Source organism: Streptomyces sp. NPDC043812 (assembly GCF_056436245.1).
On sequence record NZ_JBWKCY010000015.1, the window covers coordinates 1 to 13,553 of the forward strand.

Sequence of the window (13,553 nt, forward strand, 5' to 3'; positions counted from 1 at the left end):
CCCTCAGGAATCGTGTACCCCACGACGCAACCGCCCCCGTTCCCACCTGCAAGCACAAAATCCGACGATCACCCTTTCATGTGACGCGCCGTCGGCATCAAGTGGGTCCAGAGAGCTGTCAGTTGGGGGTGCGAGGAGAGCGGCGAGTTGTCGGCCGCGTATCCCGAAGATGCCCGTCCCCATGGCGAAGGGCCGACGGCGCCGCTTTGTCACTCGCTCAGTTCAGCATCGCGCGCGCCGCCCGAGCCCGCCCTCTGATCGCCTCGGCCGTGGTCGGCTCGACCGCCGAGACCACTTCCGCATAGGCGTCCATCTCTGCCGCGCCCGAGGTGAACTCGCCCCTTTGCACGAGCAGTTGGGCCCGCTCATAGCGAAGCCGGGCGGGATGCGAGGGCAGGAGCAGCAGCAGGTCGATCGCCCACAGGGCGACCTCTGAGCGCTCGGGACGCGGTGCGGCCCAGGCACGAATGTTGTTGAGGATGCGCGAGACCACGGTGAGCGCGTCCGCCGGGCTCAGCATCGACGGGGTCAGAGACGCACCCGTCGTGCTCGCGACCAACAGCTCGGTGTCCTCGGCGGACAGCAGTCGGCCCGCCGCGAAGGGGTCCGCCAGCACCTGGGCGTCAGGGTCGCCGAAGCCGACGACGAAGTGGCCGGGCAGGGCGACCCCGTACACGGGCCCGCCGGCCCTGCGGGCCACCTCCGTCCAGATCACGGAGAGCAGGATCGGCAGACCCCGGCGCCGCTGCAGCACGGTGTGCAGCAGCGAGGACTCCAGGTGCTGGTAGGCGCCGGGCGTGCCGTGGAAGCCTTCGCGGCCGCCGAGAAGATCCGACAGCGCGGTGGCCCATGCGCGTGGTGTGCGCAGCCCGTACGGCAGCAGCCCCGCGAGGCGGTCCAGCTCGATCTGGGCCGCGTCGATGCCCGCCTCGTCGAGGTCCGGGTCCGCCTGTGTACCGACCAGCAGGCACAGCAGCGCCAGGTCGGGGCGTTCGGCGCGGGCCTCCTCGGCGAACCGCTGCCGCCAGGACTCGTTGTGCATACGCCTCTCGTACCCGCCTACGCCGCGCGGAAGTGGTGATAGTGGTGATGGACCGCGAAACCCATGCCCGCGTAGAGGGTGTGCGCCACCTCGTTGTCCGTCTCCACCTGCAGCCAAGCGGCAGAAGCGCCCTCGTCCAGCGCCTGCCGGGCCAGAGCGGTCATGACGGCCTTGGCGAGCCCCTGGCGACGCCGGTCCGGGTCGACCTCCACGGCCATGAATCCCGCCCAGCGTCCGTCGACCACACATCGCCCGATGGCGGCAGGCACCTCGCCCTCCCCGGCCACGGAGGCGAACCACACGGAAGGACCGCTTCCGAGGACGGAGAGCACATGTGGTCCGGGCACACTGAACCGCTGGTAGCGCCGGAGCCACGCCGCGTCGAGGGAGCGTGAGAGCGTCACCCGCGCCACGTCCGCGTCCAGATCACCCACCGGTGCCAGCCCCGCGATCTGCACCTCGGCGGACACCTCGCGGCGCCAGCCGCGCGCCTCCAGCCCGGCGCACAGCGCCTCCTGCGTCCCCGCCGCGCCCGTCGCCGTCTGTACGTACGCCGGGAGATCGCGCCGCGCGTACCACTCGCGTACCCGAGCCAGGGCGTCGTCGAGCGGTATGCCGGGGTCACCGAGCGGCAGCACCGAATTGGCCCGGCGGGTGAACCCGGCGGCGGCCCGCAGCTCCCAGTCGCCGAGCCGGTCGCTCTCCACCGGCTGCCACGCTCTCGCGGTCACCCGCGCGAGCTCCTCGAAACCGGCCGCCGGCCCGCGCCGCCGGGCGGGTGCGGCGGGCACTTCCTTCCCCGCGACCAGGGCGGTTTCCGCGATGTGGACGCTCTCACCGTTACGGCGTGTGATCACCAGCACACCACCGTTCCAGGATGTGAGAACACCGATCGTGTCGGTGAACTTCTCACCCGGGGCGCCGGACGCGCCCAGGGCCCGCACGGACACTCGTTTTCCCACGTCAGTGGGTGTAATACGGACCTTGAGTCGTCCGCCGGCAATGAATTCCACGGCTCTGCGCGCCCCTCCTGTTCGGATCGTCCCCGGGAACGGAGATACTAGGGGCGGGCATCGACGACGCCGCGCTCCCGCGCAAGCCAGCCCTTACCGAGGAGGAACGACAGCGTGACCTACGTCATCGCGCAGCCTTGTGTCGACGTGAAGGACAAGGCGTGTATCGAGGAGTGCCCCGTCGACTGCATCTACGAGGGCTCCAGGTCCTTGTACATCCACCCGGACGAATGCGTCGACTGCGGTGCTTGTGAGCCGGTCTGCCCGGTCGAGGCCATCTTCTACGAGGACGACACCCCGGAGGAGTGGAAGGACTACTACAAGGCGAACGTCGAGTTCTTCGACGAGCTCGGCTCGCCCGGTGGTGCCTCCAAGCTCGGCCTGATCGAGCGGGACCATCCCTTCATCGCCGCCCTGCCGCCGCAGAACGGCTGATCCGACGCAGGACAGCCGGTCCGCCGCAGGACGGTGGATCCTATCCGCACGCCCCCGGTCCCGTACGGCTCGTCGTCCGTACGGGACCGAGGTGTTTCGACGCCTCACGCACCAGAAAGCGAGCGCCGCCGTGGCCAGTGTCTCTTCGCGCCTCCCCGTGTTCCCCTGGGACAAGCTCGAGCCGTACAAGGCGACGGCCGCGGCCCACCCCGACGGCATCGTCGATCTCTCGGTCGGCACCCCCGTCGACCCGGTGCCCGAGCTGATCCAGAAGGCGCTCGTCGCGGCTGCCGACTCGCCGGGCTACCCGACCGTGTGGGGCACCGCCGCGCTGCGCGACGCGCTCGTCGGCTGGGTCGAGGGACGCCTCGGCGCGGTGAACATGGCCCACACCAACGTCCTGCCCGTCGTCGGCTCCAAGGAGCTGGTGGCCTGGCTGCCGACCCAACTGGGCCTGGGCGCGGGCGACAAGGTCGCCCACCCGCGCCTCGCCTACCCGACCTACGAGGTCGGCGCCCGCCTGTCCGGCGCCGAGGCCGTGGTCTACGAGGACCCGACAGAGCTCGACCCGGCAGGGCTGAAGCTGCTGTGGCTCAACTCGCCCTCCAACCCCACGGGCAAGGTGCTGCCCAAGGACGAGCTGACCCGCATCGTCGCGTGGGCGCGCGAGCACGGGGTGCTGGTGTTCACCGACGAGTGCTACCTGGAGCTGGGCTGGGAGGCCGAGCCGGTGTCCGTCCTGCACCCGGACGTGTGCGGAGGCACCTACGAGGGCATCGTCGCCGTCCACTCGCTCTCCAAGCGGTCCAACCTGGCCGGCTACCGCGCCGCGTTCATCGCCGGTGACGCGGACGTGCTCGGGGAGCTGCTCCAGATCCGCAAGCACGGCGGCATGATGACCCCGGCGCCGGTGCAGGCGGCAACGGTCGCCGCTCTCGGTGACGACACCCACGTGGGCGAGCAGCGCGCCCGTTACGCGGCCCGGCGCGCGGCGCTGCGCACGGCGCTGGAGGCGCACGGTTTCCGGATCGAGCACAGCGAGGCCAGCCTCTATCTGTGGGCGACGCGGGACGAGCCGTGCTGGGACACGGTGGCCCACCTGGCGGAGCTCGGCATCCTGGTCGCGCCGGGCGACTTCTACGGGCAGGCGGGCGAGCATTTCGTACGAGTGGCGTTCACGGCGACCGACGAGCGGGTCGAGGCGGCTGTGAAGCGCCTGGGCTGAGCCCCCTCGCACACGGAAGGGCCCCGGGAGCCGAAGCTCCCGGGGCCCTTCTTTTTCACCTGTGGTGCGGCTCGGGTCAGCCCCCGAGCGGCAGGCCGCCGCCGACCGCGCCGGTGGGCAGGCCACCGCCGCCGAGGGAGTCGGTCGGCAGACCGCCCTTGGCCGCGCCGCCGACCAGGTCGCCTGCCTGGCCGGCCGTGTCACCGGCCGCCTTCTTGGCGAGCGGGGTCGCCGTCTTGGTGGCCTTGCCGACGGCCTTGGTCGCTGCGGGGGCGGCCTTCTGGACCGACTTGCCGCCGACCTGGCCTGCCACCTTGGTGGTCTCCTTCGAGACACCGCCGACCGTGCCGTCGACGCTGTCCGTGTCCAGGGCCGTCAGACCGCCGACCGGCGCCTTGGGAAGTTCCATGGCGCCTGCGGAGCCGGCCGCACCGACCACGGGAGCTGCTCCCGCCGCGATGAGCAGCGCGGCACGGGCGATCCGACGGGTCAGGGGGAGGGACATGATGCTCCTTGAAGCGAGAGGACGTTCGGAAAGTGTGTGGTGCGAGATGGTGCCGTCCGGCGTTCGGACGCCATGACAACCGCCGCAAGGGAGGGGGAAGTTGCGGTGCCCCGAGGTAAAGAATTGGTAACGCGTCGCATTATCGGCCTCGTACGAAAACGGGCAAACATTGCCATGTCCGGTCAGCTGGCGAACCGTCACTTCCCTGTGCACGCAAGGGATTCGAAGGGGATGCGCACCGGCTCGGAAAAGCGTGTCGGCGACCGATACTCAAGGGGATCGGATTGCCTCGTTCGAGTGGTGTGTCGGGCTACTGTGCGACAAGAATCCGTACGTCGCCGGTGCCCGGATCGGCGGTCTTCCCGTCGGCCGCGCGCTGTTCCCGGTCCGCGCGCGCCCTGCGCCAGCCCTTGTCGGACTCCTCGGCGCTCCACACCCGGCCCTCGTACGAGACCTCCGCGATGCGCAGCACTTCCGCCCGCGCCACCGCCCAGTGCGCCAGCTCCCAGCCGCGGCCGGTCGCCCCGGCGCGGTCCGTGTCCACCGCGGAGGGCACCGGTACGGACAGCTCGGCCGGGTTCGGAGCGCCCGCGCTGCCGCGTCCCGCCCCGCCCTTGGGCAGCACGTCGGACCCGAACGCCCGCACCAGCTCGGTCCGCACCTTCGCCGGATCGCCGGATGCGCCGCCGTCCCGCGCGTCACACGTCAGAGTCGCCGGCGCACGCCCGGTGAGCGCGGCCGCGAGCAGCGTGGCGTCCGGCTCGTGCTTCGCGTATGCCTGCGGGAAGCCGCTGCGCTGGACCCGCTGGGCGGCGACGGTCAGCGGCAGCCGCGAGTAGCCGGGGACCTCGGCGAGACGGTCGTAGAACTTCGCCGACGCGTAGACCGGGTCGAGGATCTGCTCCGGCTTTCCCCAGCCCTGGGAAGGGCGCTGCTGGAACAGGCCGAGGGAATCCCGGTCACCGTGCTCGATGTTGCGCAGCGCCGATTCCTGAAGGGCGGTGGCCAGCGCGATCGTGACGGCTCGCTGCGGCATGCCGTGGGCCGAGCCGACCGCGGAGATCGTCGCGGCGTTGTCCGCCTGCTCCGCCGTGAGCTCGTACGAGGCCCCGCCGCCCTCCGCGGTGCGCACGACGCACCGCGGCGATCCGCCTCCGGTGACGTACTGCACGACGACGTAGCCGATGAGGGCCAGCAGCACGAGAAGCGCGGCCGCGTTGCGCAGGGGGCGGCCGCGCCGGACGGGGGAGGCGGTCTCGGACACGACGCACACGGTACTGGAGGGGGCGTTAAGGTCGGGGCCATGCCCGAAACCGTGCTTGACCTCACCCTTGACGGCCCGGCGCTCACCGCCGAGCTGGTCGACTTCCGCTCCGTCAGCGGCGAGGAGAAGCCCCTCGCCGACGCCATCGAGCAGGCCCTGCGCGCCGTGCCGCACCTCACCGTCGACCGGTACGGCAACAACGTCGTGGCCCGCACGAACCTGGGCAGGGCCGAGCGGGTCGTGCTCGCGGGGCACATCGACACGGTTCCGATCGCCGACAACGTGCCCTCGCGACTGGACGCGAACGGGATCCTGTGGGGCTGCGGCACCAGCGACATGAAGTCCGGTGTCGCCGTCCAGCTGCGCATCGCGGCGACCGTGCCCGAGCCCAACCGCGACCTCACCTTCGTCTTCTACGACAACGAAGAGGTTGCCGCACACCTCAATGGGCTCGGGCATGTGGCCGACGCCCATCCCGACTGGCTCGAGGGCGACTTCGCCGTCCTCCTCGAACCGTCCGACGCCCAGGTCGAGGGCGGCTGCCAGGGCACGCTGCGCGTCCACCTCCGTACTCAGGGCGAGCGCGCACACTCCGCGCGCAGCTGGATGGGCTCCAACGCCATTCACGCCGCCGGACCGATCCTGGCCCGTCTCGCCGCGTACGAACCGCGCCGACCGGTCATCGACGGCCTGGAGTACCACGAGGGTCTGAACGCGGTCGGCATCGAGGGAGGTGTGGCCACCAACGTCATCCCCGACGCATGCACCGTGGTCGTCAACTACCGGTATGCACCGGACCGCAGCATGGAGGAGGCCGAGGCCCATGTCCGCGAGGTCTTCGCGGACTGCGGAGTGAGCGAGTTCGTGGTGGACGACCACACAGGCGGTGCGCTGCCCGGTCTCTCCCACCCGGCCGCCGCCGCGTTCATGGCAGCAGTCGGCGGCACCGCTCAGCCCAAGTTCGGCTGGACCGACGTCTCACGCTTCAGTGCGCTCGGCGTGCCGGCTGTCAACTACGGGCCCGGAGACGCCCTCTTCGCCCACAAGCGGGATGAGCACGTCGCCGTCGAGAGGATCACCCACTGCGAGAACCGGCTGCGGGAGTGGCTCACCGCCTGACCTCCTCCCCAGGGCACACGACGTGCCTTCCTGACATCGCACCTTGCCGGATCGCCCTGATTTCGCCATTCGTAACGTTCACCGACCTACCCTGACCCAAAGCACCATGATGTTCGGCGGAGGGAGCAGGTCAATGAGCAGCAACTCCGAGGGTTTGCGCGAGCTGGAGGAGCAGCGACTGGGACCGGTACTGCGCCGCAGGGAACAGATCCGGCCGGGCACCACCGACCAGCGGCTGCTGGACACCGAGGGCGACTCCGAGTGGGTGCACACCGACCCCTGGCGGGTCATGCGCATCCAGTCGGAGTTCGTGGAGGGCTTCGGCGCCCTCGCCGAACTGCCGAGCGCCATCAGCGTCTTCGGTTCGGCCCGCACCCAGCCCGGCACACCCGAGTACGAGACGGGTGTGCGGCTCGGCGGAGCGCTCGTCCAGGCGGGCTTCGCGGTGATCACCGGTGGCGGGCCCGGCTCCATGGAAGCGGCGAACAAGGGCGCGCGGGAGGCCAAGGGCATCTCCGTCGGCCTCGGCATCGAGCTGCCCTTCGAGCAGGGCATCAACCAGCACGTCGACATCGGAGTGAACTTCCGCTACTTCTTCGTCCGCAAGACGATGTTCGTGAAGTACGCGCAGGGCTTCGTCGTCCTGCCAGGCGGACTGGGCACGCTGGACGAGCTGTTCGAGGCCCTCACACTCGTGCAGACCCGCAAGGTCACGCGGTTCCCGATCGTGCTCTTCGGCACGGAGTACTGGGGCGGCCTGGTCGACTGGCTCCGCCACACCGTGGTCGCCCAGGGCAAGGCATCCGAGCGTGACCTGCTGCTCTTCCACGTCACCGACGACGTGGAAGAAGCGGTGGCCCTGGTCACCAAGGAGACCGGCCACTAGGGCGATGCCGGCCCTACCGGACGGACCCTGACCCACCCACCGGACGGGCCGTGCCGCCCTTCCCCGTCGTGCGCGTGCCCGCGGCCCCGGACGTCTCCGGGGCCACGGGCACGGCGTCAGGCCAGGCCCCGGCGCGCGACCTTCGGCGGGCGGTGTCCCGCGATCGACGCCACCATGTCCAGCACCTGCTTCGTCTCCGCGACCTCGTGCACCCGGTAGACCTGTGCGCCCAGCCATGCGGACACCGCCGTCGTCGCCAGCGTGCCGAGGACCCGCTCCTTGACCGGCTTGTCGAGCGTCTCGCCGACGAAGTCCTTGTTGGACAGGGAGACCAGCACCGGCCACTGCGTCCGCGTCATCTCGTCGAGGCGGCGGGTGGCCTCCAGACTGTGCCGGGTGTTCTTCCCGAAGTCGTGGCCGGGGTCGATCATGATCCCGTCCCGGCGTACGCCCAGTTCCACGGCCCGCTCGGCCAGCCCCACGGTCACCCGCAGAATGTCCGCCATCACGTCGTCGTACGTGGTCCTGTGCGGGCGCGTCCGCGGCTCCACACCGCCCGCGTGGGTGCACACCAGGCCGGCGCCGTACCGCGCGGCGACCTCCGCCAGCTTCGGGTCCACACCGCCCCACGCGTCGTTCAGCACGTCGGCGCCCGCCTCGCACACCGCCGCGCCCACGTCGTGCCGCCAGGTGTCGACGCTGATCACCACATCCGGATGGCGCCTGCGGACCTCGGCCACGAAGCCGACCGTGCGCCGCGCCTCCTCCTCGGCGGTCACCTCGTCGCCGGGTCCGGCCTTCACCCCGCCGATGTCGATGATCGCGGCTCCCTCGGCCACGGCCTGCTCGACCCGGGAGAGCGCAGGCTCGTCACGGAACGTGGCGCCCTGGTCGTAGAAGGAGTCGGGCGTCCGGTTCACGATCGCCATGATCACCGGCTCGTGCGCGTCGAACTCGCGCCGTCCCAGCCGCAGCATCCGCAGTTTCCTCCTCAGATCGTTCGCCTGCGACCCTACTGTCAGTCTCCCGTGGCACGATCGGCACGGGACGGTTTCCGCTCGGGGAGTTCCCGAGGTCTTCGGGGAGAGGGTCGCTCGTGTTCTTGTTCTTGCTGATCGCGATGGTCGTGGTCGTCGCCGCGGTCACGTTCGCCGTGATCGGCGGCGGCGACAGTGCGGCGCTGCCCGATGCTGCGCCCGAGCAACTGGTCGACCCCCTGCCGCAGGACCGCCCTGTGGGCCGCGCCGACATCGACGCCATGCGACTGCCCGTGTCCCCACGCGGCTACCGCATGGACGACGTGGACGAGGTGCTGTCCCGGCTGGGCGCCGAACTCGCCGAGCGGGACGCGCGGATCGCCGAGCTCGAATCGGCGCTGGCCGGCGCACAGGCGACCGCGTCCGGCCACCGCGACCTGTTCACCAAGCCGGGTGAGGAGACGGATCAGTGACCGGCGTCGTCCCCGGCCCGGACGGCAGGTTGCGCTGCCCCTGGGGCCTGTCGGCCGATGACTACGTGGCGTACCACGACGCGGAATGGGGCCGTCCTGTCCACGGCGACGACGCCCTGTTCGAGCGGCTGTGCCTCGAGGCGTTCCAGTCCGGGCTCTCGTGGATCACGATCCTGCGCCGCCGTGAGGGCTTCCGCAGCGCCTTCGACGGCTTCAAGATCGCTTCGGTCGCGGCCTTCACCGAAGCCGACAAGGAACGTCTTCTCGCCGACGCCGGGATCATCCGCAACCGCGCCAAGATCGAGGCGACCCTGGCCAACGCGCGCGAGCTCGCCGGCTGGCCCGCCGGCGAGCTCGACTCGCTCATCTGGTCGTACGCCCCCGATGCGGCGCCCCGCCCCGCCCCGCGCACCATTGCCGACGTCCCCGCCGTCACGGACGAGTCCACGGCGCTGTCCAAGGCGCTCAAGAAGCGTGGTCTGCGATTCATCGGGCCGACTACGGCATACGCGCTGATGCAGGCGTGCGGCCTGGTCGACGACCACCTCGCGGACTGCTTCGCCCGCGGCGGCCGGACCTAGCGGCCGAGGTAGCGGGGCTTCTCCTTCGCCAGGAACGCCTGCACGGCGATCGCGTGGTCCTCGGAGGCGCCCGCCTTGGCCTGCAGCTCCTCCTCCTTGTCGAGCGTCTCGCTCAGCGACCGGTCCGCGCCGTACGCCAGCGACTCCTTGAGCGCGCCGTACGCCACGGTCGGCCCCTCGGCCAGCGCCCGGGCCAGCCTGTCCGCCTCGGCGGCCAGGTCGTCCGCCGGCACGATCCGGTTCGCGATCCCCCACTCGTACGCCTCCTGGGCGGAGAACGAACGCGGGAACAGCAGCAGGTCCGCGGCCCGGCTGGGGCCGACGAGCCGCGGAAGCGTCCACGAGACGCCGGAGTCCGCGGTCAACGCGACACCCGCGAACGACGTCGTGAACTTGGCCGTGTCGGCCACGACCCGGTAGTCCGCGGCGAGCGCGAAGCCCAGGCCCGCGCCAGCCGCCACGCCGTTCACCCCGGCCACCACCGGCTTCGGCATCCCGGTCAGAGCCCGGACGATCGGGTTGTAGTGCTCCCGCACGGTGCTCATGGTCTCCCCGCTGCCCGACTCGCGGTCGTGGGCGAGCAGCTCGACGTGTTCCTTGAGGTCCTGCCCCACGCAGAACGCCTTGCCCGTCGCCGTGAGCAGCACCGCCCGCACGGCGGAGTCGGCGGCAGCCGCCTGCACGGCGTCCCGCAGGGCGACCTTCGCCTCGACGTTCATGGCGTTCATGGCCTCGGGCCGGTTGATCGTGATCGTCGCAAGTCCGTCGCTCACGTCGTACAGCACGGTGTCGGCCATGGTGGGTCCCCTTTGCTCTGACAGCAGTGTCGAGGCCCAGCATGGCGGAGATCACCTGGCGCGGACATGTGACCTGCGTCAAACAATCTTCGTCGGGGCGGCTGCCGACGGCGGCGAAGTATCGCAGGCGGATCGCCGAATTGGGTGGTTTTGCGAGAGCGCGTTGCGTAAGCGATGCCGACTGATGTTGGTCTTTGGGTCCCGCCATGCGGGATAATGACCTGGAAGCAATGTGTTCGATGCCGGTGACACAGCACCTCTCATGGGGCCGCCGGCTGCGATGAGCTGGTTTCAGGAAGGGGAACGAGCATGGCGGCCATGAAGCCGCGGACGGGCGACGGCCCGCTCGAGGTGACAAAGGAGGGGCGGGGCATCGTCATGCGCGTTCCGCTCGAAGGCGGCGGTCGGCTTGTCGTCGAGCTGACTCCGGACGAAGCCGACGCACTGGGCGACGCCCTGAAGAAGGTCGTCGGCTGACGCGCCCCTGTATTTCCACTGCCCCGGCACGGATGTGCCGGGGCAGTGCGTTTTCGTCGGCTTGCGGTCCGTGCGTGGTTGCGGGCTCGGGCTCGGGGGAGTCCCCACGCGCCACGCCCGGACCGGGCCGTGCGCGAGCGAGCGCGCAGCGCCAGGGCCTCTCGTTCGGATCAGGCCGGATCAGCCGGATCGAAACGAAAGACCCTAGGCGCGGCGCACCGCGCAGAGCAGGCCGTCGCCCACCGGGAGAAGCGTCGGGAGCAGCATCGTGCTCTCCCTGACCGTGCGCAGCAGTTCGCGCACCCGCAGCACCTCCGACGGCTGCGACGCCGAGTCCACCGTGCGCCCGTCCGCGAAGACGCCCTCGAAGCAGACCAGGCCGCCCGGTCGCAGCAGGCGCAACGATTCAGCGAGGTATTCGAGCGACTCCGTACGGTCCCCGTCGCAGAACACGAGGTCGTATCCGCCGTCCGCGAGCCGCGGCAGGACGTCCAGCGCGCCGCCCGGGATGAAGCGTGCCCGGTTCCCCGCGAAGCCGGCCGCGCGGAACGCCTCGCGGGCGAACTGCTGGCGTTCCGGTTCCAGGTCCACCGTGGTCAGGACGCCGTCGGGCCGCATGCCCTGCAGCAGATAGATCCCCGAGACACCCGTCCCGGTCCCGATCTCCGCCACCGCCTTGGCGTCGGCTGTGGCGGCCAGCAGGCGCAGCGCGGAGCCGGTGCCGGGCGACACCGAGGACAGCCCTGACTCCCGGGCCCGCTCCCGGGCCCAGCGCAGAGCGTCGTCCTCGGCGACAAAGGCGTCGGCGAACGCCCAGCTCGTCTGCCGGTTGGCGGTAATGACCCTCTCCTGTCCCCGTAGTTGGCGCGACGCTGACTGTATCCGCTGCACCCGGGAACCCGCAGATGGGACCAGGCGTTGTGAAAGAGCGGGAGAGCACATGGATCAGGGCCGGAAGCCGGCCCCAAATCCGCGTAAAGATTCTTATCCGGAGCTAACGGGCGAGGTGGCTATGGTAGGGGCTCCGCTGGACACCACCAGAGCTGACAGGGGAGGTGCGGCTGCACCTGCGGATCGGGGAGGAGTGCTCAGGCGCCTTCTCAGGTCGGTGGGTGAGCCCAAATCCGTGACCAAGAATGCTGACCGTTCCGTGCCCTCCGACTCCGTGGCCACAGCGACCTTCGCATCGGATGCGGAATCGCAGGCGTGGACCCCTCCCACCTGGGAGGAGATCGTCAGCACGCACAGCGCTCGGGTCTACCGCCTGGCCTACCGCCTCACGGGCAATCAGCACGACGCCGAGGACCTCACCCAGGAGGTCTTCGTCCGTGTCTTCCGCTCGCTGTCGACGTACACCCCGGGGACCTTCGAGGGCTGGCTCCACCGCATCACGACCAACCTCTTCCTGGACATGGTCCGCCGTAAGCAGCGGATCCGTTTCGACGCCCTCGGCGACGACGCGGCCGAGCGTCTGCCCAGTCGCGAGCCGTCGCCCCAGCAGGTCTTCAACGACACCCATTTCGACGCCGATGTGCAGCAGGCGCTGGACACTCTCGCCCCCGAGTTCCGCGCCGCCGTGGTCCTCTGCGACATCGAGGGGCTGTCCTACGAGGAGATCGCCGCGACCCTGGGCGTGAAGCTCGGCACCGTCCGCAGCCGGATCCACCGCGGTCGCTCCCATCTGCGCAAGGCGCTGCAGCACCGGTCCCCGGAGGCCCGCGCCGAGCAGCAGCGTGCGCTGGCCGGCGTGGTCGGCCTCGCCGGGGAGGGCGGACCGGCGTGAGTGGCACCAGTCCGACCCCGGCGGAGCAACACCTGGGGGACAGGCTCGCCGCGCTGGTCGACGGCGAGCTGAACCATGACGTCAGAGACCGTGTGCTGGCCCATCTGGCGACCTGCCCCAAATGCAAGGCGGAGGCGGACGCCCAGCGCCGTCTGAAGAACGTGTTCGCGCAGTCCGCGCCGCCGCCGCTGTCCGAGGGACTGCTCGCGCGGCTTCAGGGGCTGCCGGCGGACCCCGGTGCGGACGACGACAGGGGCGGGCCGTTCGGCGGCCGCCCCGCCGACGGCGTCTTCGGAGCTCTGAACGCGTCCGCGGGACATACCCGCGAATCCCGCCGGGAGACGTTCGGATACGTCCCCGGGGGTACGCACGCGGCTGCCCTCCCGGGCACCGACAGCGGCTTCCGTATCCACGAAGTGGGCCGGGCGGAGGCTGAGCGGTCGCCGTGGCGTGCCAGGAGGTTCGCGTTCGCCGCTGCCAGCGCCGTGTCGTTCGCCGCCATCGCGCTCGGCGGAGCCGTGCCGCTGGACCTCTCCCCGGAGAGCAGCACCCGGGGCCAGAGCGGCGGCAACAAAGTGACCCCGGTGCGCCCGACGGGCCCGTCCGCGGCAGCGAGCGGCCCGTCCTCCGCCCCCACGACGAACGGCGGTGCCACCTCCGTCCGCACGACGGAGGGCGACCGCCGCCGCTCCGGCAGCGGGCTGACCAGGTCGAACAACACCCGCCCGTTCCTCGACGCCACGCCCGCGGCCCCGCCGCACGCGCAGCAACAGCCGCACCCCTTCCTGGCGTCGCTCATGCTCAACGATGCTTCCACGCTGCCGCCGATGGTGCGGCCGCAGGGGCCGGCGTTCCAGTTCGCCACCGCATCCGTGGTGCCGCCGACCGCCTCCGCGGTCCCGACACATCTGGCCGCTTCGACGGCCTCGGCTCCGCATCGGACGCCTCCGCGCTGACGGGGAGCATGCGCGGGCCC

16 protein-coding genes are annotated in these 13,553 nt (G+C 70.9%); 9 read left to right on the top strand and 7 right to left on the bottom strand.

The window, feature by feature from the left end; all coding sequences use genetic code 11:
- Positions 1-217: 217 nt before the first annotated feature.
- Both AC067Z_RS22005 and AC067Z_RS22010 read right to left on the bottom strand, forming a co-directional pair.
- Positions 218-1,042, bottom strand: a complete 825-nt coding sequence (locus tag AC067Z_RS22005) for a transglutaminase family protein (RefSeq protein ID WP_478791266.1) — start codon at positions 1,040-1,042, stop codon at positions 218-220.
- A 17-nt stretch (positions 1,043-1,059) separates the two neighbouring features.
- Positions 1,060-2,055 carry a GNAT family N-acetyltransferase gene (locus tag AC067Z_RS22010; protein WP_478791267.1) on the bottom strand — a complete coding sequence of 332 codons (996 nt, stop codon included), beginning with the start codon at positions 2,053-2,055 and terminating at the stop codon, positions 1,060-1,062.
- A gap of 114 nt (positions 2,056-2,169) precedes the next feature.
- Between AC067Z_RS22010 and fdxA the strand changes: the two genes are divergently transcribed.
- Positions 2,170-2,490 carry a ferredoxin gene (gene fdxA, locus AC067Z_RS22015; protein WP_003985062.1) on the top strand — a complete coding sequence of 107 codons (321 nt, stop codon included), beginning with the start codon at positions 2,170-2,172 and terminating at the stop codon, positions 2,488-2,490.
- 130 nt (positions 2,491-2,620) lie between these two features.
- Entirely contained in the window at positions 2,621-3,715 is a 1,095-nt protein-coding gene (locus tag AC067Z_RS22020) for a bifunctional succinyldiaminopimelate transaminase/glutamate-prephenate aminotransferase (protein WP_478791268.1), read from the top strand.
- A gap of 76 nt (positions 3,716-3,791) precedes the next feature.
- Here the strand turns inward: AC067Z_RS22020 and AC067Z_RS22025 are convergent, their stop codons facing one another.
- Together AC067Z_RS22025 and AC067Z_RS22030 are read right to left on the bottom strand one after the other, a co-directional pair.
- Positions 3,792-4,220: an ATP-binding protein gene (locus AC067Z_RS22025; protein ID WP_478791269.1), complete on the bottom strand. Its 429-nt coding sequence runs from the start codon at positions 4,218-4,220 to the stop codon at positions 3,792-3,794.
- Between the two features lie 310 nt (positions 4,221-4,530).
- Positions 4,531-5,484, bottom strand: a complete 954-nt coding sequence (locus AC067Z_RS22030) for a VldE C-terminal domain-containing protein (protein ID WP_478791270.1) — start codon at positions 5,482-5,484, stop codon at positions 4,531-4,533.
- Positions 5,485-5,523: 39 nt separating this feature from the next.
- Here AC067Z_RS22030 and dapE point away from each other — a divergent pair, with 39 nt between their 5' ends.
- On the top strand, positions 5,524-6,603 hold the full coding sequence (dapE, locus tag AC067Z_RS22035) for a succinyl-diaminopimelate desuccinylase (protein WP_478791271.1): 1,080 nt from the start codon (positions 5,524-5,526) through the stop codon (positions 6,601-6,603).
- 133 nt (positions 6,604-6,736) lie between these two features.
- Positions 6,737-7,489, top strand: coding sequence for an LOG family protein (locus tag AC067Z_RS22040; protein WP_478791272.1), 753 nt, complete (start codon positions 6,737-6,739; stop codon positions 7,487-7,489).
- Between the two features lie 116 nt (positions 7,490-7,605).
- Here AC067Z_RS22040 and folP read toward each other — a convergent pair whose 3' ends face one another.
- Positions 7,606-8,466 carry a dihydropteroate synthase gene (gene folP, locus AC067Z_RS22045; RefSeq protein ID WP_478791273.1) on the bottom strand — a complete coding sequence of 287 codons (861 nt, stop codon included), beginning with the start codon at positions 8,464-8,466 and terminating at the stop codon, positions 7,606-7,608.
- Positions 8,467-8,585: 119 nt separating this feature from the next.
- On the opposite strand from folP, the gene AC067Z_RS22050 reads away from it, so the two are divergent.
- Positions 8,586-8,939, top strand: coding sequence for a hypothetical protein (locus AC067Z_RS22050; RefSeq protein ID WP_478791274.1), 354 nt, complete (start codon positions 8,586-8,588; stop codon positions 8,937-8,939).
- Positions 8,936-9,520, top strand: a complete 585-nt coding sequence (locus AC067Z_RS22055; protein WP_478791275.1) for a DNA-3-methyladenine glycosylase I — start codon at positions 8,936-8,938, stop codon at positions 9,518-9,520. Before AC067Z_RS22050 ends, AC067Z_RS22055 begins: the two co-directional genes overlap by 4 nt.
- On the opposite strand, the gene chcB is transcribed toward AC067Z_RS22055, so the two are convergent.
- Entirely contained in the window at positions 9,517-10,317 is an 801-nt protein-coding gene (gene chcB, locus AC067Z_RS22060) for a 2-cyclohexenylcarbonyl CoA isomerase (RefSeq protein WP_478791276.1), read from the bottom strand. The two genes, AC067Z_RS22055 and chcB, sit on opposite strands and share 4 nt — an antisense overlap.
- A gap of 309 nt (positions 10,318-10,626) precedes the next feature.
- Here chcB and AC067Z_RS22065 point away from each other — a divergent pair, with 309 nt between their 5' ends.
- The gene (locus AC067Z_RS22065) at positions 10,627-10,794 is read left to right on the top strand and encodes a DUF3117 domain-containing protein (protein WP_003966491.1); all 168 of its coding nucleotides are present in this window, start codon (positions 10,627-10,629) and stop codon (positions 10,792-10,794) included.
- 204 nt (positions 10,795-10,998) lie between these two features.
- Here the strand turns inward: AC067Z_RS22065 and AC067Z_RS22070 are convergent, their stop codons facing one another.
- Positions 10,999-11,676 carry an O-methyltransferase gene (locus AC067Z_RS22070; protein WP_478791456.1) on the bottom strand — a complete coding sequence of 226 codons (678 nt, stop codon included), beginning with the start codon at positions 11,674-11,676 and terminating at the stop codon, positions 10,999-11,001.
- 130 nt (positions 11,677-11,806) lie between these two features.
- Here AC067Z_RS22070 and sigE point away from each other — a divergent pair, with 130 nt between their 5' ends.
- Entirely contained in the window at positions 11,807-12,577 is a 771-nt protein-coding gene (sigE, locus tag AC067Z_RS22075; RefSeq protein WP_478791277.1) for an RNA polymerase sigma factor SigE, read from the top strand.
- Positions 12,574-13,533: an anti-sigma factor family protein gene (locus tag AC067Z_RS22080; protein WP_478791278.1), complete on the top strand. Its 960-nt coding sequence runs from the start codon at positions 12,574-12,576 to the stop codon at positions 13,531-13,533. Before sigE ends, AC067Z_RS22080 begins: the two co-directional genes overlap by 4 nt.
- Positions 13,534-13,553 lie beyond the last annotated feature (20 nt).